We start from the raw sequence: 23,404 nt of genomic DNA, 5'->3' as shown, positions 1-23,404 counted from the left end.
TTGTCTATAGAGGGCTGACCTGGCCTGAACCCACCACGGTTGTACCAGTCTTATACACAATCGAGCGAACCGGAGTTTTCATGACCTCACACGCCCCGGCTTGGCAGCCTCCCTTGACCTTTAGCGAGGCCACAGGCCCGAATGCGGGTGGCGTGGCCATTGAACAGCATTTACGCAGCCTGATTAAAGGGGGAGGCACTCAACTGCCTCAGCCTGGAAGCGGTGCTACGCTGCAACGTTGGCGAGCGCTGGCCGATGTGGCCGCGGTAGACCTGTCGCTTGCCAAGTTTTTCGAAAGCCATACCGATGCGCTCGCCATCTTGGCTGAGGTGTCACCAGGCACCGATCCAGGACATGACTTGTGGGCAGTTTGGGCAGCCGAGCCACCTATGGCAAAGGTACTGGCCGAGCTTCAGGGCGACGGCACCTTGCTGCTCACCGGTACGAAGGCATGGTGCTCTGGCGCTGCACAGGTAGACCGCGCATTGATGACGGTATGGGGCGCCCAGGGGGAGCCCTGGCTCGCGGCTGTCAGGCTCGATCAACCTGGCATAGAGATTCTTGAAGGGAGCTGGCACGCAGTGGGCATGGCTGCCACTGCCACTCTGGACATACGCTTGGACAACGTGATCGCTGAAGCGGTCGTGTCTGGGGATGGGTATCTCAGCCGACCTGGCTTCTGGCAAGGCGGCGGCGGCATCGCAGCCTGCTGGTATGGCGCTGCGGCGCGCCTGGGCGAATATGCACGTGAGGCCACCCGCGACGACCCCCATGCCCTCGCCCACTTAGGTGCCCTTGACGTAGCGCTGGCCTCGGCGGCAACGGCCCTGCGTGAGTGCGCGCGCTGGATTGATAGTCACCCGCAGGACAATGCCGAATTGCCCGTACGACGGGTACGTGCCCAAGTGGAACATGCCGTGGAGCAGGTCCTGCACCATGTAGGCCGCACCCTGGGCGCAGCGCCCTTTTGCCGTAACCGACATTTCGCTCGGCTGGCCGCCGACTTGCCTGTTTTCGTACGACAAAGCCATGCAGAACGCGACCTGGCCGCACTCGGGGCGCTGACCCGTGACCTTCCTCACGCTGCGGGCTGGTGCTTATGAACGATGAGCCTGAAAACCTGATACGCACCGCTGGGACGCCGCTTGAGGCCTGGCAGACCTCACGCAAACTAGCTGAGGTCGCCCCTATCAGCGTGCACGAGCTGGCCCCCCCTGACCGCAGAATCGTAGTGGTAGCGCCCCATCCTGACGACGAAGTGATCGCCTGTGGCGGCTTACTGGCAGCGGTGGTAGACCGTTCGGCAGCGGTACTGCTTGTTTCCGTTACGGATGGCGAAGGCAGCCACCCCGACTCAACCCAGTGGCCACCTGAGCGGCTGCGGGTAGTACGTGAGGCTGAAAGCACTGCAGCCCTACGCGCGGTCGGTCTTGAGCGCGATACGATCAGTTGGGCGCGCCTGCAGTGGCCGGATAGCCGAGTAGCTGCTGATGAACAGGGGTTGATTGCACGGTTGCAGAGCTTGTTACGCCCGGGGGACCGCATCTTCACCACTTGGCGCCATGACGGCCATTGTGACCACGAGGCTGTCGCCCGTGCATGCCTGGCAGCAGCAGCGGCTGTGGGTGCCGAGGTCGTAGAGATTCCGGTGTGGGCCTGGCACTGGGCTGCACCTGAGGACCCCCGCTTACCGTGGGAGCGCGCACGTCGATTGACCCTTGATCCCGACTGGCTGATGCGCAAGCAACAGGCCATCCATGCTCATCAGAGCCAATTGCACGCGGACCCTACCACGGGGGCCGCGCCAGTGCTGAGCCAGGCCGCCATACAGCGCTGGCTACAGCCCTTTGAGGTGGTATTTCTGTGACCGACCCTGAAAGCTACTTCGACGACCTCTATAAGGGCAACACAGACCCTTGGGCTTACCGCCGCCGTTGGTATGAAAAGCGTAAGCGGAGCTTGGTCATGGCGAACCTTCCGCAGCAGCGTTATGCGCATGCGTTCGAACCCGCCTGCTCTAACGGTGAGCTGAGCCTGGCCCTGGCGGACCGCTGCGACCGTTTGCTGTGTACCGACTTTAATGAACGGGCCGCAGCCCTGGCACAACAGCGGCTGTCAGGGCTAACACACGTGAGCGTGGAGCAGGCCGCTGTGCCTCAGGACTGGCCTGAAGGCGAATTTGATCTGATCGTCTTAAGCGAATTTGGGTACTACCTTCCCCCGGACGCCTGGCAAGCCGTAAGCGACCGGGCACGGCGCAGCTTGGCGCCTGGCGGTACCCTGGTGGCCTGCCACTGGCTGCATCCTATCGAGGGCTGTGCACTGGATGGCATGGGTGTGCACCGGGTGCTGACCGAGGCGATGGGCCAAGCGCCCTGGATTCATCATCAGGAAACGGATTTTATTCTAGAACTCTGGGGCCAGCCGGCTGGCTTCGATTTAAGCGAGGTGGTCGAATGATCGGTGTTCTGGTCCCCGTACATAACGAAGAGCAACTACTGGGTGCCTGCCTGGCCTCAGTGCTCAAGGCCGCCAGACACCCTGGCCTGGCGGGCGAGCAGGTTGAGGTGCTAGCGGTCCTGGATGCCTGCACGGATGGCTCTGAAGCCGTCGCCACCGCATTGGGCGTACCCACCCTCAGCGTCAATAGCCGTAACGTAGGCCATACCCGCAGCGTAGGCGCAAGCTACCTGCTAGGCCGCGGCGTTCGCTGGCTTGCCTGTACGGATGCTGACAGCCTGGTAGGCGAAGACTGGCTGTTCAAGCAACTCCAATTTGGTGCGGAAGCGGTGTGTGGCACCGTGCATGTAGCGGACTGGGGCGAGCATTCCGCCAGCGTGCAAGCGCGTTACCTTGCCAATTATCAGGACCGTGAAGGCCACCGGCACATCCATGGCGCCAACCTGGGCGTCTGCGCGCGGGCATACCGCCGGGTAGGTGGCTTTCGCCCCCTGAGCGCTCATGAAGATGTTCACCTGATCGAAGACCTGGAGCGCAGCGGCGCTCGAATCGTATGGACCAGCCTGAACAGGGTGACTACCAGCTCACGTTTCGACTGCCGGGCACAAGGCGGGTTTAGTGACTACCTCAAAGAGCTGGCCGAGGGTATGCAGTCCTGACACAACCCATTGCACGCTAACCTTATAACCACTCAATGGAAGGCTGGCTATGCCCCTATGGGGCTAGTCGATTACCGCGTGTGGAAGGAACCGGCTGGTGTCCTTCGTTATAAGGGTATCGTCCTCTCGAATGCCGATACCCGAGGCCATGTCGCCGATCATCCATGAGCCGATAATGGCGTAGCTGTCATCGAACCGTGGTAAAGCCTTGTATTGCTGCAGTACCTGCGGCACGTCGACATAAGGCCCGTCTTCTACATAACGCGTGCCGTCTGCAGCGCACATGTCCACGTTTGCCCCCTCTCTGGAAAAGTAAGGCTTGCGCACCCAACCAGGGGGTACAGGCTGGTCGATAGTTGTGTCCACGTACGCTGGTAGCAGATTGGGGTGCCCTTCGAAGCGCTCCCAAAGCAGGGGTAATATGCCCTTATTGCTGACGATAGCCTTCCACGGCGGCTCGTAGAACTGCGCCCCCGAGTGCTGGATAGCAGGGCCAAATGCTTCACGGAAAATATCTTCCCAAGGGTGAAGTTTGAACAGCCGTCGAATAAGGCCGCCGGCTTCGTCGACAAAGCGCCCTTGGGCATCCAGCCCGATGGCTTGCACATCGATGTGCAGTGTATCGATGCCGGCCAGCTCAGCCATTTTCCTCAGGAAATCAGTTGTTCCCCTGTCTTCGGTAGAGCCGGCAATTGCCGAAAAATGAAAAACCGAAGCGGTGTCGAAACGTGAGAAGCGCTGAACCAAATCTTCAGCGATGCTGTTGTACTGGGTAGCACCCGGTGGCAAGCCGCCATGGGCCAGCTGGTCTTCCAGCCAAAGCAACTGTACGGCAGCGGCCTCCAGCAGCGACGTACAGGTGTCTGCGTTATATTCCGCGCATTTGGCAGGGCCGTTGCCGTCATAGATCAGGTCGAACCGCCCATAGAGGTGAGGCTGCGCCTGCTTCCAGGAATCGCGGACCAGATCAAAATACGCAGGTGGTATGGCCAGTTGGGTAAGTAGCGCCTCGCTGTCGACTACATCGGCGACCACGGCCATGCACATCTCATGCAGCTCCTTGGTGGGTGCCTCGATATCCTGTTCTATCTGCGCCTGGGTAAAGCAGTAGTAATGCCGCTCATCCCAATACCGTTCACCCTCGATGGTATGGAAGTCAAAGCCTTGGCTTTCTACCTGGGCCTGCCAGTTGGGCCGTTCGTTGATTTTGATCTTTTTCATACTCGACAACCTGAGCCCACGCTTCGCTATGCAACACCCGTACTTGCCCGCACGCGCTGACGGATCTCGCTAGCCGCCACCGCTGTAGCCTCCAGCGCTACGGCCGCCCCAGCCGCTGCGCGCGGTAGCCTGCTGGCCGAAACCGCCGCGCGACACGGTGGAGCTTACGTTGCCGCCCTTACTGCCTAAACTGCGGCCTAGCGTGCTGGCGGGATAACCACCCGTGCCGCTGCTGCGTGCCTGGGTAGACCGACCAAAGGTTTTACCCTGTTCGATCTGCCGCGCCAATGTGGACCGGCTATACCCTCCTCGGCCATCGCGCGTGTCATAAACCGGCTGGCTGTAGTATCGGTTGTTGCCCATGCCTGAAATCATATGGCCGATCAGCAACCCTGTAAGCAGATTGTTGCCACCGTTCCAGAGGCTGCTGCCTTGCGCCTGGGCTTGAGCCTGCTCTACTTCTGCTTTAGGCAAGTTGCCTGACAACGCAAGCTCGAAGCCGCCCATCTTGGGCATGAATTTGCCGTCTGAGGTGGCTTGGCAATAATCCTGCACGAAATCGGCGTCGCACGCTGCCTGGTCGTCATAGGTAGGTGCGGTCTTGCGGTGATCCGACAGCGCTTGGATATAGGCTTCGGAGCAGACATCCACGGGGACCTTGGTTTCGGCGCATTCCTGAACGGACTGGAACGTCTTCTTTACCGAATACGGCACGGTTTCGTCAGGGTTGCTACAGCCTGCCAGCGCCAGAGGCAATGTACCGGCCAGTACCAGGTGTACCGAACTGCGAGCTCTCATCGATCTCTCCTTGTGCTCAGGCTGACGGTGTCATGCAGGCCGAGTTCAGCAAGCCCACGCTCACAGCGACACAGGCGGAATAAATAGCCGCAGCCAACTCACCCTGGGCGATACGTGTCGCCAGGCCTTTGAGTACACGGCTGGTAACGAAGAAGGCAAGCAACTGCACCACACCGGCGATAAGCACCCATACGACGAAGTCCAGCACGCTGACGCTGTAGGAAATGATGCTGCTGGCAGGCAACGCGAAGCCGATCAATGAACCGCCTAACGCGATAGCCGCCGCCGGGTTGTTGCTCCGGATCAGCTCGAATTCCTTATGCGGGGTGATCCGGGTGTAAACAAACTGAAACAAAGCGAACAGCAGCGCCGCTACGACGATGTACAGCAGAAAACCAAACACGGCAGTGGCGTTGAGTGACATTCGGAGCGCGTCAAGCATAGAGAGAATTCCTTATCAGAGGACGGTGATGTCCGTAGGTTGGAGCGATACGCCGACGGCGGTAGTCAGTGAGACATTGCCTTCTGCATCTTCCTCGACCGAAAACAACAGGAACTCACGTCGATTGGTCAGGCCCATGTCGCGGGCGTACAGCATGCTGTTGTGGTTCACACGGTAGGCCCCTTCCGGATTGACAACCTGCTCCACCAGTGGCACCAACTCGGTTTGCCCATCTTCACTGCCCCACTGACGACCGTACTCGGCGCCTTCAAGGTCATAGTAAGGCATGCCAATCTTCGCGTGTTCACCTACCAAACGAAGCAGTTCGGCCTCGCTCGCAATGGTTTTTACGTCGTAGTAACCGAAGAGGATAATGTCCTCCATGTCGTGGGCACCCGGCCCGTTCATCACGAACTGGACGAAAAAGTCTTCGTTGTCCAGATAGGCCCGTACCAATCGTTTGGCCTGGCCCAGCTCAAGCGTGCCCAGCGCCCAGACCTTATCGTCAGCCGGTATGACCAGATCGGATTCACCTGCCAGAAGCCCTTTAAGATTGGGGCTGAAGCAGATCATCCGCTCCGGTGCCAGCCCAAGGGGTAAGCCGTGCGCCTGGGCCGTATCTGGCAACGCGCTTGAACCCTTTGGCGCTTCCAGGCCAAGTGCCCGCTTTAACCAACTCATTGAAAACTCCTGATTGAATGCTCTGGGTAGGCAGGCCATGGCTTGCCTAGGCGTTTGCCACCAAGGCCTTTGAATGCATCAGCCAGCCGACTATTGCCCCCGCAAGCGCACCAAACAGGTGGCTTTCGAATGACACGCCTGGCACCGGGATGAAACCTATGATCAGACCGCTGTAGGTCAAGACTACCAAGATTGCGATCAATACACTGACGATACTGCGCTCGTACCACGCCCGCGCCAGCAGGTAAGCCCACAAACCGAAGACCAAACCACTGGCACCTACATGGAGGCTGGTACGCCCAAACGCCCACACCAGTAAGCCACCGATCAGACAAATCAGCACGGTGACCCTGAAGTAACGCTCTACCCCTTCGCTCATGACCAACCAACTGAGTACGACCAGTGGTAGAAGGTTACTGAACAGGTGCCGGAAGGAGCCGTGAAGCGCCGGGGCGAAGACAATGCCCTGCAAGCCGTACAAAGTACGCGGAAGAATGCCATGGTGAACGAGCGCGTTGCCGCTGACCGTGTTGAGCACTTGGACAACGACCAATAGCCCAACCAAGGCAGCTATCACCTTAAACCGCATGCCCATGCGCGCTCCCCGCCTCCAGTGTTGGGCAGGGCAAGCACGCAATGCCTGCTTGCCCTCTTTAGCAATTACTGCGCAGTACCGTTCTGCTTGGCCTTGAGGCGGGCCAGTACATCATCGGCACCGCTGGCTTTGGCACCAATACCGGCTTGCTGCAGGCGACGCTCCAGGTCTCCACCGTTTGCGGTGTCGGCCAGCTCTTGGGCAGCCTCCAGGCGAGCGTCCTGAGCATCTTGGCGCTCCTTGATACGCGCCAACGAACCTACGGCAGTTTCAAGCTTGCCATTGGCACCGCCCGTAGCGGCAGCGGTGGCCACGCGTGCTTGCTGCACGGTCTCACGCGCCTTGGCCATTTCAATTTGCTGCTTCAAACCCTTGATTTGGGCATCAGCCTTGGTGACCTGCGCCTGCAACGTATCGACTTGCTTGCCGAACTGTTCTGCCAGCAGTTTCTCTTGGTCACGCAGGCCTTCGAGTTCAGCCACCTTGCCCGCGCATTCCGCGGCCAGGTTCTCTTCGCCCTTGTTCAGCGCGGCCATTGCCTTGCTTTCCCAACTGGCGATATCAGAGGCGTAGCCCTCCAGGCGTTGCAGTGACAGCTTTTGCCGCGCCTTGATTTCAATCAGCCCATTGCGGGCCTTAAGCACAGCGGTATCAGCGTCGCGGTGTTCCTGCTCCAAGATACGGATGGCATTGGCGTCGACGATGGCTTCGCCTACTTCAGAAGCGCCACCACGAAGGGCGGTTGCAATTTTTTTCCAGACACTCATTGAAATACTCCTGCCCGCAAAGGGGGCTTAAGCGTTGAAATAGTCTTCGAAAGCGTCGACTGCACGGATCACGTTGTCCGCCAGGGTCAGCACTTCTTGCACGATTACAGTGAGGTCTGATGCCGCGCTCAAAGCGCCGAACATGCAATACACCTCAGTGCCGGCACCCAGGGTTTCGATACCTACCGAGGACAGCGGGAATAGGTCGCGACTGCGCAGTACCACGTTGTTGAAGGCTGCAGGCTCCTTGACTTTCGAGACTTCCACCAAGGTGGTATCCACCAGAATCTGGTCACCTGACACGGCAATGTAGACAGGCAGGTCGCCGTGCTCGGTCATGGTCAAAGCAATGCTGTCACCCGCCCCATGCGCCAAGCGCACCTGGCCGGAGGTCACGATTTCCAGCTCTTCAAGCGCCTTGTGTAACGATTCAATCGTCCAGTTGCTGTTTTGCGTCATGAAATGCTCCAGTTTTATCCGTTCGCCTAGGAAGGGTTGCCGCAGTGCTTTCTCCATACCCCGAAGTGCATCTGCGTTTTCAGGAAGAATCCAGAACTCGCGCTTTACCAGCCCTGCCTCAGCCAGCCGCTGCCGCATGCTGCGGACATAATCGGTACTGGTTTTAGCCTTCGAAGCAGGGGGTACCGCGGTGGATTCAGCTTTCTTTCTGGGCGGCATGCGGTGGGCCTCGGTGTCTTGCATGAGCAGCACCCTACGCCCGCCGAGAGGGTCTTGCAATGTTTCATGTAAGGTTTTTAAAATATTACATGTAAGGATTTGTGACTGCTGCAAACCTTTGTCAGGGTGAAAAACCTGGCCGCTCTATTGAGGTCATGGATCATCCTCTAAAGGATTAACCTATGACGACTTCCAACCGCACCACCGCAACCACGCATACCGTCAGAACTGGCCCTGGCACTGTTCAGGTCGACCTTACCTGTCAGTTTGATGCTAACCAGAGCCTCGTTATCCAACCTGATGGCAAGATTCTGGTGGGGGGTTATACCGACTACCTAGCGTAGGGTGACCCCGATGCACCAGGCGAGGAGAGCTATGGCTACGAGCAGGATCATTCGGTCATCCGCCTGAACGCAGGCGGCAGCCTGGACACCCGCTTCCATGAAGGGGGTGTGGACATTGTTCCCACCGCAAGCCCCCGCGTCGCGCTACGAAGTAGCAGCGGTGCAACCCGACGGCAAGGTACTTGTTGCTATAGATGAACCCGAAGGTGTACGAATGGAGCGCTTCAACAGCAATGGCAGCCGTGATCTTACCTTGGCAAGAACGGTGCTATTACCGTAGACACTGTCGCTTACTTCGTAGGGATGGAGCTGAAGGTCGCGACAGACGGCACCTCCCTGCTCAGCGTTCGCGGATTTGACGAAGCGGCAGTGATCAAGATCGCCAATGACGGCTCGTTAGTTGAGAGCTTTGGCAATAAAGGCACCTTAACCCTGGCTATCCCCATTGACGACGACTACTACACCGAAGAGATTTCCACCGCAGTGCAAGCCGATGGCAGTGTCGTGTACGGGGCTCGTATAGCCTTCTGCTCCTTCAAGACCCCTTCTTTATCCTGAAGCGCTTTAATCCTGACGGCCAACTCGATACCCGTTTCGGCGACAAGGGCTTCTGTTTCTAACCCCTAGGATGGGGTTTGGCGACGACTCTGTGCTTACCGTGCAAGACGATGGCAAGATCATCGTCATGGGCCACGGCGGCAGCGATACCGCAGCCACCGTAGTGCGGCTCAATACCGATGGCTCCTATGGCAAAAGTTTCGGCGATGACGGCAAAGTAACTTTCGTAACCGACGCACCGATGGCGGTGACGGTGCAGGCCGATGGAAAGATCCTCGCCACAGGCACGACTAACGGCGATTTCAGCATTATCCGCTTCAATGCCGATGGCAACGTGGATAGCAGTTTCGGCAGCCAAGACGGCAAGCTACATATCGACGGCTACACCGGCGCAGACCTCCTGAAAGGCGCCGATGTGGCTGAGGTGATTCATGGCTTGGCGGGCGATGACGTACTCCAGGCCGGTGGCGGCCGCGACTTGCTCCAAGGCGGCGCTGGCGCGGACATCTTCCGTTTCAGCGCGCTCAGTGACAGTTACCGCACTGCGTCGCAGAACGTCAGTGACCGCATTCAGGACTTTGACCCTGCCCATGACCGTATCGACTTGATCGGCCTAGACTTCACCGGCATCGGCGACGGCCACGACGGCACCCTGGCCGTGCAGGCAAGCGCCGACGGCAGCCGTACTTACCTCATAAGCTACGATGCCGATGCCTCCGGGCAACGCTTCGAGCTGGCCCTGGACGGCAACCTGGTAGACCAATTGAACAGCGGTAACCTGGTGTTTACCCCGCCTACGTTTGAATGCACATCTGCCAAGGACACCATTACGGGCGCTGCCACGGAACTGGTGGCGCTTCTGCATGGTCATGCCGGCGCTGTCAGTGGCGGGGAGCGTTCACTATGGCAGCGAGTTGGATAGGAGAAAGCAGCAATGCCCACACCGAAAAAATCATCACCTATCAAATCGGCGCAGGTGTCTAAGCCTACGGTGGCCAGCGCTCGGAACCCGCGCTGGGCCAACCCTGAGCAGACGGCCATAGACTTGTTGGTGAGATTCAAAGGGCCCTTGAGCGCGCTCGGCGAGGTGCCGTTTACAGCCTCGCCGGATGCCCCTGAGGTGCATGGCGGGAGCGTTTGATCGAGCGAAGGCAAGCGAGTATGGCACCGTCAATGCACCCTCAGCAGCCTCAGCAGCCTATCTTCGAGCTAGCGCTGAAGCTGAGTGGGAACAGCTCATTCACGAGGCCACTGCCCATATAACGCAGCTTGAGATGCAGCTGGATACGCTTCAGGACGCAGAATCGAGGGGCTTGATTAACGAAGCAGCCAATAGGCGCCGCGACGAGCTGAGCAGCCAAGTGGAAGCATGGCGAGGGTACAGGGCATCGTTAGGCGTATTGCCTGATCAGGCTGGGTTTCCAGCTCAGATAACATGGCCTGAACAGCCCCAGGCAGCTCTATAGAGCAAGACAGCCAGGCACGATGCCCGTGAGAGGCCAGCAACCGTTTATTACGCCTTGCGGTGTCGGCCTGTAGGGTTTGTGTCATCGTCGCTGGCCACTGTCTTTCTTCGCGTGGAAGGGACCTTTTTCACAGCCTTGGCGGCGGCTTTCTTGGCCTTGGGCTTGGCCTGACTGGCCGATATGGCGAGGCGTGGGCGCCCGCCCAGTTTGCCGTTTGCGCGAGCAGCCGCCGCTTTCACTTGAGAGGTACTAGAGCCGCCTTTGGCGCCCAGTGTTTTAGCCATCCAGGCGCTGCTACCCAGGGTGCCTTGCAGCAGCGCTGGCACGTAAAGGTCTGCATCCAGGCTGGGAAAATGAAGCCCCAAGCCGGTTGGTGTTATCTCAATCTCGTCCAGGTCGTCGGGCTGGGCGTCACTCAAACCCTCGGCAAGGCGAGGCGGAAACGCTAGCTCCACACCACTGCTCAGCGCAATCACGATCCTAGAGGCTCGCCGGTCAAAACGTGCCGCAATGGCTCGCGGCCCTGCAACAAGGCGAGCTTGCATACGTGCCTCAGCTTCGTGCAACTCACGTTCGGATATGTCAGCCATGAATTTCCCTCCACTGTTTGCACAAGGTCGCCAACTCGGCTACCAGACTGCTCACCACCGTGTTCAGCTTAGGTCTGCTAAAGCCATAGCTTTCTCGCAGTTCAGGTGGCCCATCGGGGCAGTTCACAATAAATACTGCTTCGCAGCCATTACCAATCACATGCACATGGGCAGGCCTGTAATCGTTGGGATAAATGACAACTCGAAGGCCGCTAATACGGATTATTGTAGGCATGTGCGCATAATAACCTATGCGCTTGGGTTTTCAACCACCGTCCCCGATTGTGCCCCCACGGGGCAGTGACATATGCAGGGCGGGCCAGGGCTTTACTGTGTGGTCACACAACACCAAGTTATGTTCTGACGGCATTTGACTGAGCAACCTATGTGTAACACGCACACATAGGTACGCCCATGTCCACTACCTACCATCATAGGCGGCAGCAGCCCGACTGGGCAGTACACGGGGCTGAAGGCCCTCCTGGCGGCAGAGGCTCAGCTAGGGTGAAGTCGCGAGTTCTGGCGTACCTGGGCTGGATAGCCAGTCATGAAGACGGTCGGCAATGAAACCTATGAGCCACCTTTCAGGGGCACCATTGTTATCAGCCAAAACGCCGCCGTGGACGCCTCCGAAGCGATCATGACGCGCATTATCAAGCTGCACTTTGCGCGAAGCGTGGTCACCGAGCAGAGCCGCCAGGCCTTCGACGCGCTGGCCCAGCTGAAGACGGCGACCTTGAGTCACTTCCTGGTGATGGCAGTAAAGAAGGAAAAGGCAGTGATGGACACGCTTGCCGAACGCATCCCCGTGCATGAGGTAAGGCTGCGTCGCCTCAACACACATTGCGCCAGTTGCGACCAGCCCTTCCCGGCCGGGCAGAAAAGCGGCGGCTGTGCGTGTGGCGCGACCGAGCAGGGCTATATCCGCGTGGAGCGGATCATCACCAACCATGCTCAGTTAATGGCCTGCGTGGATGCCCTCCGCCTTGTGGGGCCCCTTACGGATGAGCAAGTGACGACCACCCCTAAGCGGGGCATGTGAAGCGAGCTTGGGCGGCGCTCTAACATGGCGAAGAAGTGCTGAAGGAGTGTCTCCAACTCATCCAGCGTTGGCCGTCAGGTCCACTCTCGGCTGCGGCTCACCATACCCAACTTGCGCAACACTGCGCGAGCGCCGGTCATAGCGTGCGGATCAATCTGGTACCCCCAAGCCGGTTTGGCCACGCTAAGTACCGTACCCAAGTGGGAAAGGTCGTTCCCCACTGTCTGTGCCTGTACCCCACCGCCTTCTGCACTCATGCGCCACTGGGCAAACTCAACCAGCTTTTGGCTGGTGAGCTGGGTCTCGCTTAACTCCCCTAGCCAAGAAGCCCGCAAGGCTTGAAGCGTAGCGCGCTTGGTTTTACCCAGGGGGCGGATGCGCTCGTACTCTTCCAGGTAACGCTTGATGATGTCCGAGAGCATGGCTTCACCGCCTCGCAAGGCTCGGGCGATACTTCCAGGCGCTGCTAGCTCCACCTCCCGACGCGCAGCCCATCCCCTAGCGGCCAGCAAGCGATCAAAGGTTTGGCATTCTTGATAGACTATCGCCCCACTCTTCTTTATTCGGATCTGCGCTGTGTATACCGCCGTTCCGTCCTTTTTCTTACGCTTACGTATCGTTGCCATGAGCCGGTGGTAAAACTCGATTTTCGGGTGGTAAATTTTACCACCGACACCTCAAAAACGAGCGGAAAGTGGTAAAAATAGCCTAGAACTTGATTCCTGATATGACACCCGAAACCATTCCAACCCCAGTAACCACGCGGCCTGCACTGTCTCGCCGCTTCAGTGTGGCACCCATGATGGATTGGACTGACCATCACTGTCGATACTTCCTGAGGCAGTTGTCCAGTCGCGCGTTGCTGTACACGGAAATGGTGACCACCGGCGCCTTGCTCAATGGTGATACTGGGCGGTTTCTTCAGCATGATGCAGCGGAATACCCACTGGCCTTGCAGTTGGGCGGCAGCAACCCGGCAGATCTGGCAGCCTGCGCCAAGCAGGCCCAAGCCGCCGGTTACGACGAGGTGAACCTCAACGTAGGTTGCCCCAGTGATCGCGTGCAGAACAACATGATCGGCGCCTGTCTGATGGCCCACCCTGCACTGGTCGCCCAGTGCATCAAGGCCATGCAAGATGCAGTAAGCCTACCGGTCACCGTCAAGCACCGTATTGGTATCAACGGCCGGGACAGCTACGAACAGTTGTGCGACTTCGTGGGCCACTTGGCAGAAACAGGTTGTACCAGCTTTACCGTGCATGCGCGTATCGCAATCCTTGAAGGCCTGTCGCCCAAGGAGAATCGCGATATTCCCCCCTTGCGCTATGACGTGGTCGCACGGCTCAAGGCCGATTACCCTAATCTCGAAATCATCCTCAATGGCGGGATAAAAACCCTGGAGGACTGCCTGGCTCACCTGCACACGTTCGATGGCGTGATGCTGGGTCGGGAGGCTTACCACAACCCGTACCTGCTGGCCCACGTTGATCAGCAGCTGTTTGGTAGCACTGCCCCTGCGATCAGCCGAAGTGAAGCGCTCGCGCGCATGCGGCCTTATATCGCTGCCCATCTCGCCGCAGGCGGCGCCATGCACCACGTCACTCGGCACATGCTAGGGCTGGGCCAAGGGTTCCCCGGTGCCCGACGCTTTCGCCAGTTGCTGTCGGTGGATATTCATAAAACCACGACACCGCTCGCACTACTGGATCAAGCCGCCGTGTTGCTCGAAGGTCGTTAAACAGGAACCCGCCGTGACCGGCGCACTCGAACGCCTACACCCCGCGCTCGACCATTGAGGGCCAGACGCCGCTGGGGTAATGTCGTCAATCCGTATAGGACAGAGAACGCTTATGACTTCCAAGCTGGAACAACTGAAACAATTCACCACCATTGTGGCTGATACCGGCGACCTGGACGCCATCAAGCGTCTGAAGCCACAAGACGCAACCACCAACCCATCATTGCTCCTCAAGGCCGCCAGCCTGCCAGGCTATGCCGAAGTCCTTAAAAAGACCATTGGTGATGCGAATGGGGACGTAAGCGTTGCCGCCGACGCATTGTCGGTTGCGGTAGGGGGCGAAATCCTCAAATTCATTGATGGCCGCATCTCCACCGAAGTTGACGCACGTCTGTCATTCGACACCGAGGCCATGCTGAACAAGGCTCGTCATATCATCGAACTGTATGACAAAGCCGGCGTTAGCAAGGACCGCGTACTCATCAAGCTAGCCTCCACCTGGGAAGGCATTCGCGCTGCGGAGCAGCTTGAGAAGGAAGGCATTCAGTGCAACCTCACCCTCCTCTTCTCGTTTGCCCAAGCCGCAGCGTGCGCCGACGCAGGCGTCTTCCTTATTTCGCCGTTCGTAGGCCGCATCTACGACTGGTACAAAAAGGCCAATGACACCGATTACACCGGTGCCGAAGATCCAGGCGTGCAGTCTGTGACGCGCATCTACAACTACTACAAAGCCAACGGTTACAACACGGTGGTGATGGGCGCAAGCTTCCGCAACACTAGCCAGATCGAGCAGCTCGCTGGCTGCGACCGCCTGACCATCAGCCCTGACTTGCTGGACAAATTGCTCCAGGATGAAGGCACCCTCGAACGTAAGCTCGCGCCAGGTAACGGCGGTGAAGCCAAGCTGCAATTGGACGAGACTAGGTTCCGCTGGATGTCCAACGAAGACGCCATGGCCACTGAAAAACTGGCTGAAGGTATTCGTCAGTTTGCACGGGACCAGGAAAAGCTCGAGAAGATCATCCGCGAATACAAAGCCTGAAATGAAGGCAGCGCTGGCCCTTCCTGTGGGCCAGCGTCTTCAGTAATGAGAGGATTGCGGTGATTCCCAGCTGTGTATGGGGCAGCATCGGCCATTCGGCCTAACTGCGCTCCAGCGCATTGACCAGATCGTGGAAGGCTTCACGGTTAGAGTCATTCAAGCCCATGAGAATCCGGTGCGCCTCCAGGACCTTGGACCGCACCACATCCTCAGATTGATCCTGTGACGGAAGATCCGTTAGGCAATCCGAACAGGGTATAGGCCGGTCAACAATGTTGAAGACCTGATCAAAGCCCATAGAGGCTAGCAGCCGAGTGATGTCCTCGTGCGTGGTAACCAACGTAGGCAACAAGCCGATCTTCTGCCGTGACAAGATTGACAGCTTGGCCAATAGCCCCAGCGTAGTGCTGTCAATGCTGCGCGTCTCGGTCAGGTCGATGACAATGGCTGAAAAATCCAGAGCGGAGAATATCCGCTCGATGGTTGCATCCAGCGCCGAACAAAGCGTGAGGCGTACTTCCCCAACAAACTTGAGGACAAACGTCCCGCTCTGCTCGGCAAACTGGATTCTACCGGTACTCATTCAAAATTCCTGCTAAGCACCAACATGGCGATGTCATCCGGCATCTCTCCAAGGGTGGCCAATCCAAACTTCTTGCGCAAGCCATCCAGGCTTCCGCCCGCTGCCTTGACGATTTCCGGCAAGGCAGCTTCTTTATGTTTGAGCGTTTCACCTGGTAAAAGGTCCAGGATGCCATCTGAGAACAACGTGAGGCTGAACCGCTCCGGCAGCGCGATCACGTGATTTGTGTAGCTGGCCTCATCGAACAGGCCTACGGGTAGGCCACGCCCTTCCAGATAATGCGCCTTGTCACCGGTAAAGAACACCGGCAAGGGCAAGTGGCCGCCTATGCTGTACGTCAGCAGGCTGGTTTCCTCGTCGATAACGCCGCCCACCATGGTCACATGCTTGCCCAGCTTGCAATTGATCAAGCCACGATTGATGTGGGAGAGCACATCGGATGGCCGGAAGTCAGGCATCAAACCATTACGGCGTGACTCGAACATCAGGCGGGTGGTCATGAATTTCAAGAGCACCGTGACAAAAGCCGACGAAGCGCCGTGCCCGGACACATCGGCCAAATAAAACGCCAGTCTGTGATCATCCACCCTGAAACAGTCGACGAAATCCCCAGACAGGTAGAGCGATGGAATGATCTGGTGCTCGAAGCGAAAGCCGCCGCTTGCCCAAGGGTTGACCGGCAGCATATTCATCTGCACTTGTCGGCCTGCGTTTTGGTCCTCCTGAAGCAGGTGAAGGCTGGCCTCAAGCTCCCGGTTGGCCGTTTCGAGCTTTTCGCGGTACCGCTGGTTTTCTCGCATCAGGCGCGAGCGGTCCAGGGCGCGGTGAACGGAGTGCTCAAGGACAGCAAGGTCTTCCAGAGGTTTTATGAGGTAATCCGCAGCGCCTAGGCGCAGGGCCTCAACGGCATCATTCATCACACCCGCACCTGACACCACGATAATGGGCACTGTGGCGCCACGCTCGGTGATCTGACGGATAATGTCCAGGCCACCAACCTGAGGCATGCGCAGGTCGCAGATCACCAGGTCCGGGTTAGCCTCTTCGAAAACATCCAACCCCTTCTGGCCGTTGTTGGCTTGAAGAACGTGGAAACCGCTGTCTTCCAGATAGGCCGCCAGGCTGGCGCGCACTACATCGTCATCGTCGATTATGAGCAGCGTTGCACTGGAGTTTTGCATGTGGGCAAACGGCGCCAGAAATGGGTTGGCATCAGGGAGGCTCGGCCGGGGCAGACAGCATCGCTGGTTTCTTTTCTGGCCCCTCTCCTGCGGTACAGGTGTATAACCGCGACCGGCAAACAACAGAGGTGCCCTGTAAGGCGCAGACGGTACTCCCATCCGCCTGGGGTTTCAAGCAGGCACCGATGGTCGAAAGAACCCTTTACACCTTAATTGGCACAGCGTTATAAATCCGTGGAAGCTTTTTCACCCATCAAAGGAAGAGAACATGGGCCAGCTGGATCAGCAGTACAGCGAAAAACGGGATTTCATCCGCATGACAGTCGACGCTGAAGTCGAAGCGACCATGGGGAATGAAAAAATCCAGGCCATCTGTCATGACCTTTCCGGGAATGGCATCGGGTTGAAAGCAACCTGTACATGGAAGCTGGGTGACCGAGTAGGTGTTCACCTGCCGTCCCACTCAAAGGACCTTGATGACTACAACGCCATGACTGAAGTGGTGCGTGTTGAAGACCTGCCCGATGGGTCCCGCCTGCTGGGCCTGAGCGTTATCAAGCAGTAGCCCCGCGAGGGTGGGGATCACAAGAGCCCCACCCTTGGTCTACGGCTAGAAGTCGTCTTCTACCTGGCCGTCCCTTACCTTGAATTCCCGGTTTTGCAAGTAGGCATTGCGCAGGAAAAGGTATTTATCTCCATTGATGAGCTTCTCGGCCGGCAGCAGGCTGGCGCGGGTATCTATGATGTCGGTCGCCAGGATCGTGTTGCGCGTTGGCACGTGATCGATGTAGCGGTAGGGCCGAGCGTAGGTGTCAGGGTACTTGCCCAAAGCGTCACGCACCGTGCTAGGGCCAAAGAACGGCAACATTACGTACGGCCCGCTGGAGACGCCCCAATACCCCAGGGTCTGCCCAAAGTCTTCGTCATTACGCTGCAGGCCCATGCGAGAGCCCACATCGAAGAACCCCAACAGGCCGAATGTAGTATTGAAAATCAACCGTGCGGTATCGGTACCTGCCGCAGCAGGTTTGGCCTGCAGCACGTTATTTAGCAGATTTGTGACGTCTCCCACATTCCTGAACATATTGTGGATGCCGTCTTCCAGAAACTGCGGCGTAACGGCTTCATAGCCCTTGGCGAGAGGCTTGAGGGTGTAAGTATCCAGCGTATCGTTGAAGCGGAAAATCGCTCGGTTCACGCCTTCCCATGGATCGTCCTCCGCTGCCTGGCTGACTGCCGGTGCAACGACCAGGCCCGCCATGAGGCAAGCACCCGCGAAACGATTTAACAGGGCCGCACCCTTGCAACGCATAATCAGATCCTCATGGAGTGGGCAAAAAGCATCTCGCCTGCCCTTATCAAAACGCTTGGAGTATAAAGCCTAACCGGCCCCTTGCGCAGACCACATCCAGGGGCCTGCGGTTCGCTATGCGGCAGCCGTCAGCGGGTAAGGGATTTTTTAGGAGCCCCAGGTGGTCAATGCCTGTGCTGACTCATTAGGAGAACGTTATGCCAGCCCTTGAATTGCAACGACAACTCGCGGAACTGCGTGAAGAATACGACCGCAACCCCCCTGCCACGCAGGAGGAGCAGGCTGAACTCCAAGACTTGATGACCCAGATCCAGGCACGCCTGGAACTGGAAAATGCTCACGCCACTCAGGGCGAGAGCCTGGTGGATGGCGTGAACCTTGCGGCGGAACGCTTTGAAGTCAGCCACCCCGGCTTGGCAGGTACGCTGCGCAACATCATGCAGACGCTCGGCAGCATTGGTATTTAAAACACTCCGTGGCGCCTACTGACGCGCCACTCGAGCGTTATCGAACGCCTGTTCATGGGTACTGCGGTAGGGGTTGATATCCAGCCCCCCGCGGCGCACATAGCGGGCAAACACTGTCAGCCGTTCAGGCTTGAGCAAGCGCTGCAAATCAAGGAACACCCGTTCTACGCACTGTTCGTGGAAGTCGGAATGTTCTCTAAAGCTTACCAGGTACGCCAACAAGCTTGCGTGGTCCAATGCAGCGCCCGTGTAGCACACCGCAAGGCTGCCCCAATCAGGCTGGCCCGTCACAGGACAGTTGGAGCGCAACAGGTGACTGTGCAGTTTCTCTTCCACTACGCGCGTAGGGTCGCAGCGCAGCAGCTCAGGCCGCGGGTGACTGTAGTCGGTGGGGGTTATTTCTAGAGAATCCACGCAGACACCTGGCAAGGGCTTCATGCCCCGCGCTTCTACCTCGGCCACGCTCATGAGGCTCACCTGCACAGGCTTGCCTGCCGCTGCACTCAAGTCTCTCGCCAGGCACGCTTGAACCTGCTCTTCATCCTCAAAACAGCTTTGATTGAGCGAGTTCAGGTACAGCTTGAAGGATTTGCTCTCGATGATATTGGGCGAATCTGCCGGAACACTGAACGTGCCAATGGCGATCACAGGCTTCCCGGAGGGCAGCAGCCACGAGAGCTCGTAGCAATTCCAAACGTCTACCCCTACGTACGGCAGGGTATCGGCGGTGAGCCCCAGCTCAGCCCATTTGACGAGCCGTGGAATAGGGAACAACAAGCCTGGTGTGTACGTCGAGACGTACTGGCTGGCTTTACCCAGAGGAGAATCTTCAGCGGCGGGATGCATCGGGCGACCTGAATACGATGAACAGGCGGCTATTCTACCGACACCTCTGCGCCACTCCTACCCTTAACCTATCGTCAGCGTGCGACGTCCATGCGCTTGATATCGGCAGCGGGCTTGTCGCCTTGCAGAGGGTGAACGATGCTTAAGCCGCCCACGCCACTCATAACAACGAGGCTCACCATGAAAACCGTCGCGCAGTTGATCAAGCTCAAAGCCCATGTGGACGTCTATACCATCGGTCCCGAGCAGATGGTGCTCGATGCGCTGAAATTAATGGCAGACAAAAACGTAGGGGCGCTGCCCGTGGTGGAAGACGGCCGGGTGATTGGCGTAGTGAGCGAGCGCGACTATGCGCGCAAGGTGGTGCTGGCCGGCCGCTCTTCTGTGGGCACACCCGTGCGCGCCATCATGAGCGCCCCAGTCATTACAGTCGGGCCCGGCGAGGACATCGACCACTGCATGAACACCATGACCAATGGCCACTTGCGCCACTTGCCTGTGGTTGAAAACGGCGCGCTGGTGGGGCTGCTTTCCATTGGCGATCTGGTCAAGGAGGCTATCGCCGAGCAGGCTAGCCTCATCAACCAGTTGGAGCAGTACATCCGTGGCGAATGAACGCATGCCGAGCGGTGGCTATTCGTAGCGTAGCGCGTAGGCCGGCTGAATCTGGGACGCCCGCCAGGCAGGGTACAAGGTTGCAAGGAAGCTCAATACCAGCCCGGCACCGCTGACCAGTACGACATCCGCCCACTGCAACTGGGATGGCAAGTTGCTGATGAAATACACGTCCGAGGTAAAGATGTGCTGCCCTGTCACGCGCTCAAGCCACCCTACGAGCGTGCTGACGTTGAAAGCCACCACGACCCCCAGCACACTGCCTACCAGCGTCCCGATGACCCCAATGATGCTGCCCTGCACCATGAAGGTTGCCATGATCTGCCTCGGCGTAGCCCCCAGGGTGCGCAGGATGGCGATGTCGGCACCTTTCTCGTTTACCACCATGACCAGCGTCGCGATGATGTTGAACGCCGCCACGGCGACAATCATCAGCAGCAGTAGGCCAATCATGGTCTTTTCCATCTTCATGGCACTGAACAGGCTGCCCTGGGTGTGGGTCCAGTCGTCAGGGTGGTACCCCTGCCCCAGCTGACCCACGATAGTCTGCGCGACCTCAGGCGCCGACCACAGATCACGCACTTTCAGGCGCACGCTTTGCACCTGCCCAGGCTGCCACTTATTGATCTCAGCAGCGTCGGCCATGTTGATCAGTGCCAACGAACCATCGATCTCTGCGCCCACGCGGAAGATGCCGACGACGTTCAGACGCTGCATACGAGGGGTGATACCGCCAGGGGCGGTGCTTTTTTCCGGCACGATCAGCGTGATGCGATCACCTACGCCCAAGCGGAAACGACGCGCAGTAATCTCACCGATCACCACGCCAAACTCTCCAGGGACCAGCTGTTGAAGGCTCCCCTGGGTGATGTGGCTGGCTACGATCGAAACCTTGGCCTCCTCAGCGGGGTCGATGCCACTAAGCTGGATAGGCTGCATCGCGCCTCGGTACGAGAGCATCCCGTCCAGCTCGGTGAAGGGCGCTGCGCCAACCACTTCGGGGTTGCGCAGCGCGGCCGCTGCCAGCGTGCGCCAGTCATCGATAGGCGCATCGCCCACCAGGGCAGCGTGAGGCACCATGCCGAGAATGCGCGTACTCATCTCGCGCTGGAAACCATTCATGACCGAAAGCACAACGATCATAGCCATGACGCCAAGGCCCAGGCCGATCATGGACGTCATGGAGATGAACGAGATGAAGTGGTTGCGACGCTTGGCCCGGGTATAGCGAGCGCCGATGAAAAGAGGCAAGGGTCTGAACATGCGCGACACCAGAAAAAAAGCAGGCGGCGCCAGGCGCCACCGGGGTTCAGAGCGGGACCAAACGGCCCTCGTCCAATTTCAGCACTCGGTCCATTTGCCCGGCCAGCGCCGGGTCATGGGTAACTACCAGGAACGCGGTGCGCAGCGAACGGCTGAGTTCCAGCATCAAATCCTGGATACCCTGGGCGGTGTGCTGATCCAGGTTGCCCGTGGGTTCGTCCAGCATCACCAACCCAGGCTGATTCACTAGCGCCCGCGCAATGGCCACGCGCTGGCGCTCACCACCGGACAGCTCAGCCGGCTTGTGGGCCAAGCGATGCCCCAGGCCTACCCTTTCCAGCAGCTGGGTAGCGCGCTGCCGCGCGTCAGGAATCGACGTACGCCCGATCAGCAGGGGCATGCAGACGTTTTCCAAGGCAGTGAACTCGGCCAGCAGGTGATGGAACTGATATACGAAGCCCAACGCCCGGTTACGGAGCAGGCCACGGTCGCGCTCACTGAGCGACGACAGCTGCTCCCCCGCCAGCCACACGCTGCCTTCGGTCGGCGTATCCAGCCCGCCCAGCAGGTTGAGCAAGGTGCTTTTACCGGAGCCGGAGGTGCCCACGATGGCAACCCGCTCGCCGGCATGCAGTTCGAGCTCAAGGTTGGACAGCACCACCACCGACTCAGGGCCCTCGTCGTAGGCCTTGCCCAGGTTCCGGCAACTTAATACGGCTTGTTCAGTCATGGCCAACTCACTCATAACGTAGCGCCTCCGCAGGCTGGGTGCGCGCCGCACGCCAGGCCGGGTACAACGTGGCTAGAAAACTCAAGGCCAGCGCCGCGCCGCAGACCAAGAGCACGTCTTGGGCCATCAGCTGGGACGGGATGTAATCGATGAAGTAGACGTCCGGGTTAAGGAATTTATGCCCGATCAACCGTTCGAGCCCTGCAATGGCCCGGCTGACGTTCAACGCGCCCAGCATCCCCAGCACGCCACCTACCAAGGTGCCGATCACACCAATGATCGTACCCTGCACCATGAACACGCCCATCACCTGACGGGGCGTCATGCCCAACGTGCGCAGGATGGCGATGTCGCCGCGCTTGTCGTTGACCACCATCACCAGCGTGGAAATGATGTTGAACGCCGCGACCGCGACGATGAGCAACAACAACAGGCCAATCATGTTTTTTTCCATGCGGATGGCCTGATAGAGGTTCCCGTGGGTGCGGGTCCAGTCACGGGTGTAGTAATCGGTGCCCAGTTGCTGGGCCAACTGGTAAGCGCCACGTGGGGCCTGGAACAGGTCGTGGAACTTCAATCGCAAGCCTTGTACCTGCCCAGGCGCCCAGCGGTGCAGACGGCCCAAGTCTTCAAGGTTGGCCAGCCCCAGGTAGCCGTCGATCTCGCCAGCCCCTACATGGAAGATGCCGGTGACGGTGAAGCGCTTCATGCGAGGGAACATACCAGCAGGGGTGACCGTGACTTCAGGTGCGACGAACGTGACTTTATCGCCCACTTTCACGCCTAGCCTGCCCGCGGCCTTGTCACCCAGCATGACCCCGAAGCCGCCTGGGGCAAGGTCGGTGAGGCGGCCTTCACGCAAGAAGGCGTCGATGATCGACACCTTGCCTTCCTGGGCAGGGTCGATGCCATTGAGCAGCACCTTCTGCACCTGACCCTCGTGCGTAAGCAGCCCTTGCAATTGAGTGAACGGGGCTACCGCAGCCACGCCTGGATAGCGCGCCGCTTTGGCGGCCAGCGCTTGCCAGTCGGCAATCGGCTGCCCGGCCTCGATGGTCGCGTGGGGGACCATGCCCAACACGCGGTCGCGCATCTCACGGTCGAAGCCGTTCATGACCGATAACACCACGATCATCACGATCACACCGAGGGCCAGGCCGGTCATGGACGTAAGGGAAATAAACGAAACAAAGTGATTCCGACGTTTGGCACGGGTATAGCGCGCGCCTACGAAGGCAAAAAGAGGTCTGAACATGTGAGTGCTTGTTCGGAGTGAAAGAAACATCCGTGTGGCGACGCCGACGCAGCGGTCGTACACTCGGACTT

At 58.7% G+C, this 23,404-nt stretch carries 30 protein-coding genes and 1 pseudogene; 14 read left to right on the top strand and 17 right to left on the bottom strand.

Annotated features, from left to right (window positions below; translation table 11 throughout):
* Positions 1-80 precede the first annotated feature (80 nt).
* From AC4LE2_RS07475 to AC4LE2_RS07460, 4 genes are read left to right on the top strand one after another with little or no spacing between them, the layout of a single operon-like run.
* The gene (locus tag AC4LE2_RS07475) at positions 81-1,103 is read left to right on the top strand and encodes an acyl-CoA dehydrogenase (protein ID WP_491825154.1); all 1,023 of its coding nucleotides are present in this window, start codon (positions 81-83) and stop codon (positions 1,101-1,103) included.
* On the top strand, positions 1,100-1,867 hold the full coding sequence (locus tag AC4LE2_RS07470; RefSeq protein WP_491825153.1) for a PIG-L deacetylase family protein: 768 nt from the start codon (positions 1,100-1,102) through the stop codon (positions 1,865-1,867). Before AC4LE2_RS07475 ends, AC4LE2_RS07470 begins: the two co-directional genes overlap by 4 nt.
* Positions 1,864-2,460 (top strand): class I SAM-dependent methyltransferase, encoded by a 597-nt coding sequence (locus AC4LE2_RS07465; protein ID WP_491825152.1) that lies wholly within the window; start codon positions 1,864-1,866, stop codon positions 2,458-2,460. Before AC4LE2_RS07470 ends, AC4LE2_RS07465 begins: the two co-directional genes overlap by 4 nt.
* Entirely contained in the window at positions 2,457-3,119 is a 663-nt protein-coding gene (locus AC4LE2_RS07460) for a glycosyltransferase family 2 protein (protein WP_491825151.1), read from the top strand. The genes AC4LE2_RS07465 and AC4LE2_RS07460 overlap by 4 nt, the downstream gene beginning before the upstream one ends.
* A gap of 63 nt (positions 3,120-3,182) precedes the next feature.
* On the opposite strand, the gene AC4LE2_RS07455 is transcribed toward AC4LE2_RS07460, so the two are convergent.
* The 7 genes from AC4LE2_RS07455 to AC4LE2_RS07425 all read right to left on the bottom strand — a co-directional run bounded on the left by AC4LE2_RS07455 (position 3,183) and on the right by AC4LE2_RS07425 (position 8,301).
* Positions 3,183-4,340, bottom strand: a complete 1,158-nt coding sequence (locus AC4LE2_RS07455) for a glutathionylspermidine synthase family protein (protein WP_491825150.1) — start codon at positions 4,338-4,340, stop codon at positions 3,183-3,185.
* Between the two features lie 69 nt (positions 4,341-4,409).
* The gene (locus AC4LE2_RS07450; protein WP_491825149.1) at positions 4,410-5,138 is read right to left on the bottom strand and encodes a DUF1190 domain-containing protein; all 729 of its coding nucleotides are present in this window, start codon (positions 5,136-5,138) and stop codon (positions 4,410-4,412) included.
* Between the two features lie 16 nt (positions 5,139-5,154).
* On the bottom strand, positions 5,155-5,580 hold the full coding sequence (locus AC4LE2_RS07445) for a DUF350 domain-containing protein (protein WP_491825148.1): 426 nt from the start codon (positions 5,578-5,580) through the stop codon (positions 5,155-5,157).
* Between the two features lie 15 nt (positions 5,581-5,595).
* Positions 5,596-6,261 carry a DUF2491 family protein gene (locus AC4LE2_RS07440; RefSeq protein ID WP_491825147.1) on the bottom strand — a complete coding sequence of 222 codons (666 nt, stop codon included), beginning with the start codon at positions 6,259-6,261 and terminating at the stop codon, positions 5,596-5,598.
* Between the two features lie 46 nt (positions 6,262-6,307).
* The gene (locus tag AC4LE2_RS07435; protein ID WP_491825146.1) at positions 6,308-6,856 is read right to left on the bottom strand and encodes a rhomboid family intramembrane serine protease; all 549 of its coding nucleotides are present in this window, start codon (positions 6,854-6,856) and stop codon (positions 6,308-6,310) included.
* 65 nt (positions 6,857-6,921) lie between these two features.
* Positions 6,922-7,629, bottom strand: coding sequence for a PspA/IM30 family protein (locus tag AC4LE2_RS07430; RefSeq protein WP_491828077.1), 708 nt, complete (start codon positions 7,627-7,629; stop codon positions 6,922-6,924).
* Between the two features lie 21 nt (positions 7,630-7,650).
* Positions 7,651-8,301, bottom strand: a complete 651-nt coding sequence (locus AC4LE2_RS07425) for a YjfI family protein (protein ID WP_491828076.1) — start codon at positions 8,299-8,301, stop codon at positions 7,651-7,653.
* Between the two features lie 182 nt (positions 8,302-8,483).
* Between AC4LE2_RS07425 and AC4LE2_RS07420 the strand changes: the two genes are divergently transcribed.
* From AC4LE2_RS07420 to AC4LE2_RS07405, 4 genes are all read left to right on the top strand, one after another.
* Positions 8,484-8,645, top strand: a complete 162-nt coding sequence (locus AC4LE2_RS07420; RefSeq protein WP_491825145.1) for a hypothetical protein — start codon at positions 8,484-8,486, stop codon at positions 8,643-8,645.
* Between the two features lie 303 nt (positions 8,646-8,948).
* The gene (locus AC4LE2_RS07415; RefSeq protein WP_491825144.1) at positions 8,949-9,203 is read left to right on the top strand and encodes a hypothetical protein; all 255 of its coding nucleotides are present in this window, start codon (positions 8,949-8,951) and stop codon (positions 9,201-9,203) included.
* A 91-nt stretch (positions 9,204-9,294) separates the two neighbouring features.
* Positions 9,295-10,125 (top strand): M10 family metallopeptidase C-terminal domain-containing protein, encoded by an 831-nt coding sequence (locus tag AC4LE2_RS07410; protein ID WP_491825143.1) that lies wholly within the window; start codon positions 9,295-9,297, stop codon positions 10,123-10,125.
* A 187-nt stretch (positions 10,126-10,312) separates the two neighbouring features.
* Positions 10,313-10,669 carry a phage tail assembly chaperone gene (locus tag AC4LE2_RS07405; protein WP_491825142.1) on the top strand — a complete coding sequence of 119 codons (357 nt, stop codon included), beginning with the start codon at positions 10,313-10,315 and terminating at the stop codon, positions 10,667-10,669.
* Positions 10,670-10,716: 47 nt separating this feature from the next.
* Here the strand turns inward: AC4LE2_RS07405 and AC4LE2_RS07400 are convergent, their stop codons facing one another.
* Positions 10,717-11,259, bottom strand: coding sequence for a DUF2442 domain-containing protein (locus tag AC4LE2_RS07400; RefSeq protein ID WP_491825141.1), 543 nt, complete (start codon positions 11,257-11,259; stop codon positions 10,717-10,719).
* Positions 11,252-11,494, bottom strand: coding sequence for a DUF4160 domain-containing protein (locus tag AC4LE2_RS07395; RefSeq protein WP_491825140.1), 243 nt, complete (start codon positions 11,492-11,494; stop codon positions 11,252-11,254). The genes AC4LE2_RS07400 and AC4LE2_RS07395 overlap by 8 nt, the downstream gene beginning before the upstream one ends.
* 312 nt (positions 11,495-11,806) lie before the next feature.
* Here AC4LE2_RS07395 and AC4LE2_RS07390 point away from each other — a divergent pair, with 312 nt between their 5' ends.
* Positions 11,807-12,301 (top strand): hypothetical protein, encoded by a 495-nt coding sequence (locus AC4LE2_RS07390; protein WP_491825139.1) that lies wholly within the window; start codon positions 11,807-11,809, stop codon positions 12,299-12,301.
* Here the strand turns inward: AC4LE2_RS07390 and AC4LE2_RS07385 are convergent.
* Positions 12,286-12,927: pseudogene (locus tag AC4LE2_RS07385) on the bottom strand (site-specific integrase); the annotation flags it as partial. The gene AC4LE2_RS07390 and the pseudogene AC4LE2_RS07385 overlap by 16 nt on opposite strands.
* A gap of 101 nt (positions 12,928-13,028) precedes the next feature.
* Here AC4LE2_RS07385 and dusA point away from each other — a divergent pair.
* Both dusA and tal read left to right on the top strand, forming a co-directional pair.
* Positions 13,029-14,039: a tRNA dihydrouridine(20/20a) synthase DusA gene (gene dusA / locus AC4LE2_RS07380; protein WP_491825138.1), complete on the top strand. Its 1,011-nt coding sequence runs from the start codon at positions 13,029-13,031 to the stop codon at positions 14,037-14,039.
* A 112-nt stretch (positions 14,040-14,151) separates the two neighbouring features.
* Complete coding sequence (tal, locus tag AC4LE2_RS07375) at positions 14,152-15,081, top strand: transaldolase (RefSeq protein ID WP_491825137.1); 930 nt, start codon at positions 14,152-14,154, stop codon at positions 15,079-15,081.
* Between the two features lie 100 nt (positions 15,082-15,181).
* On the opposite strand, the gene rssC is transcribed toward tal, so the two are convergent.
* Together rssC and rssB are read right to left on the bottom strand one after the other, a co-directional pair.
* Positions 15,182-15,664, bottom strand: a complete 483-nt coding sequence (rssC, locus tag AC4LE2_RS07370; RefSeq protein ID WP_491825136.1) for an anti-sigma factor antagonist RssC — start codon at positions 15,662-15,664, stop codon at positions 15,182-15,184.
* Entirely contained in the window at positions 15,661-16,845 is a 1,185-nt protein-coding gene (gene rssB / locus AC4LE2_RS07365) for a two-component system response regulator RssB (RefSeq protein ID WP_491825135.1), read from the bottom strand. Before rssB ends, rssC begins: the two co-directional genes overlap by 4 nt.
* 268 nt (positions 16,846-17,113) lie before the next feature.
* Here rssB and AC4LE2_RS07360 point away from each other — a divergent pair, with 268 nt between their 5' ends.
* Complete coding sequence (locus AC4LE2_RS07360) at positions 17,114-17,410, top strand: PilZ domain-containing protein (protein WP_491825134.1); 297 nt, start codon at positions 17,114-17,116, stop codon at positions 17,408-17,410.
* 45 nt (positions 17,411-17,455) lie between these two features.
* On the opposite strand, the gene AC4LE2_RS07355 is transcribed toward AC4LE2_RS07360, so the two are convergent.
* Positions 17,456-18,157 (bottom strand): MlaA family lipoprotein, encoded by a 702-nt coding sequence (locus tag AC4LE2_RS07355; protein ID WP_491825133.1) that lies wholly within the window; start codon positions 18,155-18,157, stop codon positions 17,456-17,458.
* A gap of 197 nt (positions 18,158-18,354) precedes the next feature.
* Between AC4LE2_RS07355 and AC4LE2_RS07350 the strand changes: the two genes are divergently transcribed.
* Positions 18,355-18,624 (top strand): DUF4404 family protein, encoded by a 270-nt coding sequence (locus tag AC4LE2_RS07350; protein ID WP_491825132.1) that lies wholly within the window; start codon positions 18,355-18,357, stop codon positions 18,622-18,624.
* A gap of 15 nt (positions 18,625-18,639) precedes the next feature.
* Here AC4LE2_RS07350 and queF read toward each other — a convergent pair whose 3' ends face one another.
* Entirely contained in the window at positions 18,640-19,470 is an 831-nt protein-coding gene (gene queF / locus AC4LE2_RS07345; RefSeq protein ID WP_491825131.1) for an NADPH-dependent 7-cyano-7-deazaguanine reductase QueF, read from the bottom strand.
* 180 nt (positions 19,471-19,650) lie between these two features.
* On the opposite strand from queF, the gene AC4LE2_RS07340 reads away from it, so the two are divergent.
* Positions 19,651-20,085 carry a CBS domain-containing protein gene (locus tag AC4LE2_RS07340; protein ID WP_491825130.1) on the top strand — a complete coding sequence of 145 codons (435 nt, stop codon included), beginning with the start codon at positions 19,651-19,653 and terminating at the stop codon, positions 20,083-20,085.
* Between the two features lie 18 nt (positions 20,086-20,103).
* Here AC4LE2_RS07340 and AC4LE2_RS07335 read toward each other — a convergent pair whose 3' ends face one another.
* The 3 genes from AC4LE2_RS07335 to AC4LE2_RS07325 are packed head-to-tail and all read right to left on the bottom strand — an operon-like array spanning position 20,104 to position 23,333.
* Entirely contained in the window at positions 20,104-21,348 is a 1,245-nt protein-coding gene (locus tag AC4LE2_RS07335; RefSeq protein WP_491825129.1) for a lipoprotein-releasing ABC transporter permease subunit, read from the bottom strand.
* Between the two features lie 46 nt (positions 21,349-21,394).
* On the bottom strand, positions 21,395-22,078 hold the full coding sequence (gene lolD / locus AC4LE2_RS07330; protein ID WP_491828075.1) for a lipoprotein-releasing ABC transporter ATP-binding protein LolD: 684 nt from the start codon (positions 22,076-22,078) through the stop codon (positions 21,395-21,397).
* 7 nt (positions 22,079-22,085) lie between these two features.
* On the bottom strand, positions 22,086-23,333 hold the full coding sequence (locus AC4LE2_RS07325) for a lipoprotein-releasing ABC transporter permease subunit (protein ID WP_491825128.1): 1,248 nt from the start codon (positions 23,331-23,333) through the stop codon (positions 22,086-22,088).
* Positions 23,334-23,404: the final 71 nt, after the last annotated feature.

It is taken from the genome of Pseudomonas sp. 9.3L, assembly GCF_058536285.1.
This window is presented reverse-complemented; position numbering and strand designations above follow the sequence as displayed.

Coding starts and splice junctions, on each gene's coding strand:
- AC4LE2_RS07475 (WP_491825154.1), top strand. CDS start 81: ATGACCTCACACGCCCCGGCTTGGCAGCCTCCCTTGACCTTTAGCGAG.
- AC4LE2_RS07470 (WP_491825153.1), top strand. CDS start 1,100: ATGAACGATGAGCCTGAAAACCTGATACGCACCGCTGGGACGCCGCTT.
- AC4LE2_RS07460 (WP_491825151.1), top strand. CDS start 2,457: ATGATCGGTGTTCTGGTCCCCGTACATAACGAAGAGCAACTACTGGGT.
- AC4LE2_RS07455 (WP_491825150.1), bottom strand. CDS start 4,340: ATGAAAAAGATCAAAATCAACGAACGGCCCAACTGGCAGGCCCAGGTA.
- AC4LE2_RS07450 (WP_491825149.1), bottom strand. CDS start 5,138: ATGAGAGCTCGCAGTTCGGTACACCTGGTACTGGCCGGTACATTGCCT.
- AC4LE2_RS07445 (WP_491825148.1), bottom strand. CDS start 5,580: ATGCTTGACGCGCTCCGAATGTCACTCAACGCCACTGCCGTGTTTGGT.
- AC4LE2_RS07440 (WP_491825147.1), bottom strand. CDS start 6,261: ATGAGTTGGTTAAAGCGGGCACTTGGCCTGGAAGCGCCAAAGGGTTCA.
- AC4LE2_RS07435 (WP_491825146.1), bottom strand. CDS start 6,856: ATGGGCATGCGGTTTAAGGTGATAGCTGCCTTGGTTGGGCTATTGGTC.
- AC4LE2_RS07425 (WP_491828076.1), bottom strand. CDS start 8,301: ATGCCGCCCAGAAAGAAAGCTGAATCCACCGCGGTACCCCCTGCTTCG.
- AC4LE2_RS07420 (WP_491825145.1), top strand. CDS start 8,484: ATGACGACTTCCAACCGCACCACCGCAACCACGCATACCGTCAGAACT.
- AC4LE2_RS07415 (WP_491825144.1), top strand. CDS start 8,949: ATGGAGCTGAAGGTCGCGACAGACGGCACCTCCCTGCTCAGCGTTCGC.
- AC4LE2_RS07405 (WP_491825142.1), top strand. CDS start 10,313: ATGCCCCTGAGGTGCATGGCGGGAGCGTTTGATCGAGCGAAGGCAAGC.
- AC4LE2_RS07400 (WP_491825141.1), bottom strand. CDS start 11,259: ATGGCTGACATATCCGAACGTGAGTTGCACGAAGCTGAGGCACGTATG.
- AC4LE2_RS07395 (WP_491825140.1), bottom strand. CDS start 11,494: ATGCCTACAATAATCCGTATTAGCGGCCTTCGAGTTGTCATTTATCCC.
- AC4LE2_RS07390 (WP_491825139.1), top strand. CDS start 11,807: ATGAAGACGGTCGGCAATGAAACCTATGAGCCACCTTTCAGGGGCACC.
- dusA (WP_491825138.1), top strand. CDS start 13,029: ATGACACCCGAAACCATTCCAACCCCAGTAACCACGCGGCCTGCACTG.
- tal (WP_491825137.1), top strand. CDS start 14,152: ATGACTTCCAAGCTGGAACAACTGAAACAATTCACCACCATTGTGGCT.
- rssC (WP_491825136.1), bottom strand. CDS start 15,664: ATGAGTACCGGTAGAATCCAGTTTGCCGAGCAGAGCGGGACGTTTGTC.
- rssB (WP_491825135.1), bottom strand. CDS start 16,845: ATGCAAAACTCCAGTGCAACGCTGCTCATAATCGACGATGACGATGTA.
- AC4LE2_RS07360 (WP_491825134.1), top strand. CDS start 17,114: ATGGGCCAGCTGGATCAGCAGTACAGCGAAAAACGGGATTTCATCCGC.
- AC4LE2_RS07355 (WP_491825133.1), bottom strand. CDS start 18,157: ATGCGTTGCAAGGGTGCGGCCCTGTTAAATCGTTTCGCGGGTGCTTGC.
- AC4LE2_RS07350 (WP_491825132.1), top strand. CDS start 18,355: ATGCCAGCCCTTGAATTGCAACGACAACTCGCGGAACTGCGTGAAGAA.
- queF (WP_491825131.1), bottom strand. CDS start 19,470: ATGCATCCCGCCGCTGAAGATTCTCCTCTGGGTAAAGCCAGCCAGTAC.
- AC4LE2_RS07340 (WP_491825130.1), top strand. CDS start 19,651: ATGAAAACCGTCGCGCAGTTGATCAAGCTCAAAGCCCATGTGGACGTC.
- AC4LE2_RS07335 (WP_491825129.1), bottom strand. CDS start 21,348: ATGTTCAGACCCTTGCCTCTTTTCATCGGCGCTCGCTATACCCGGGCC.
- lolD (WP_491828075.1), bottom strand. CDS start 22,078: ATGACTGAACAAGCCGTATTAAGTTGCCGGAACCTGGGCAAGGCCTAC.
- AC4LE2_RS07325 (WP_491825128.1), bottom strand. CDS start 23,333: ATGTTCAGACCTCTTTTTGCCTTCGTAGGCGCGCGCTATACCCGTGCC.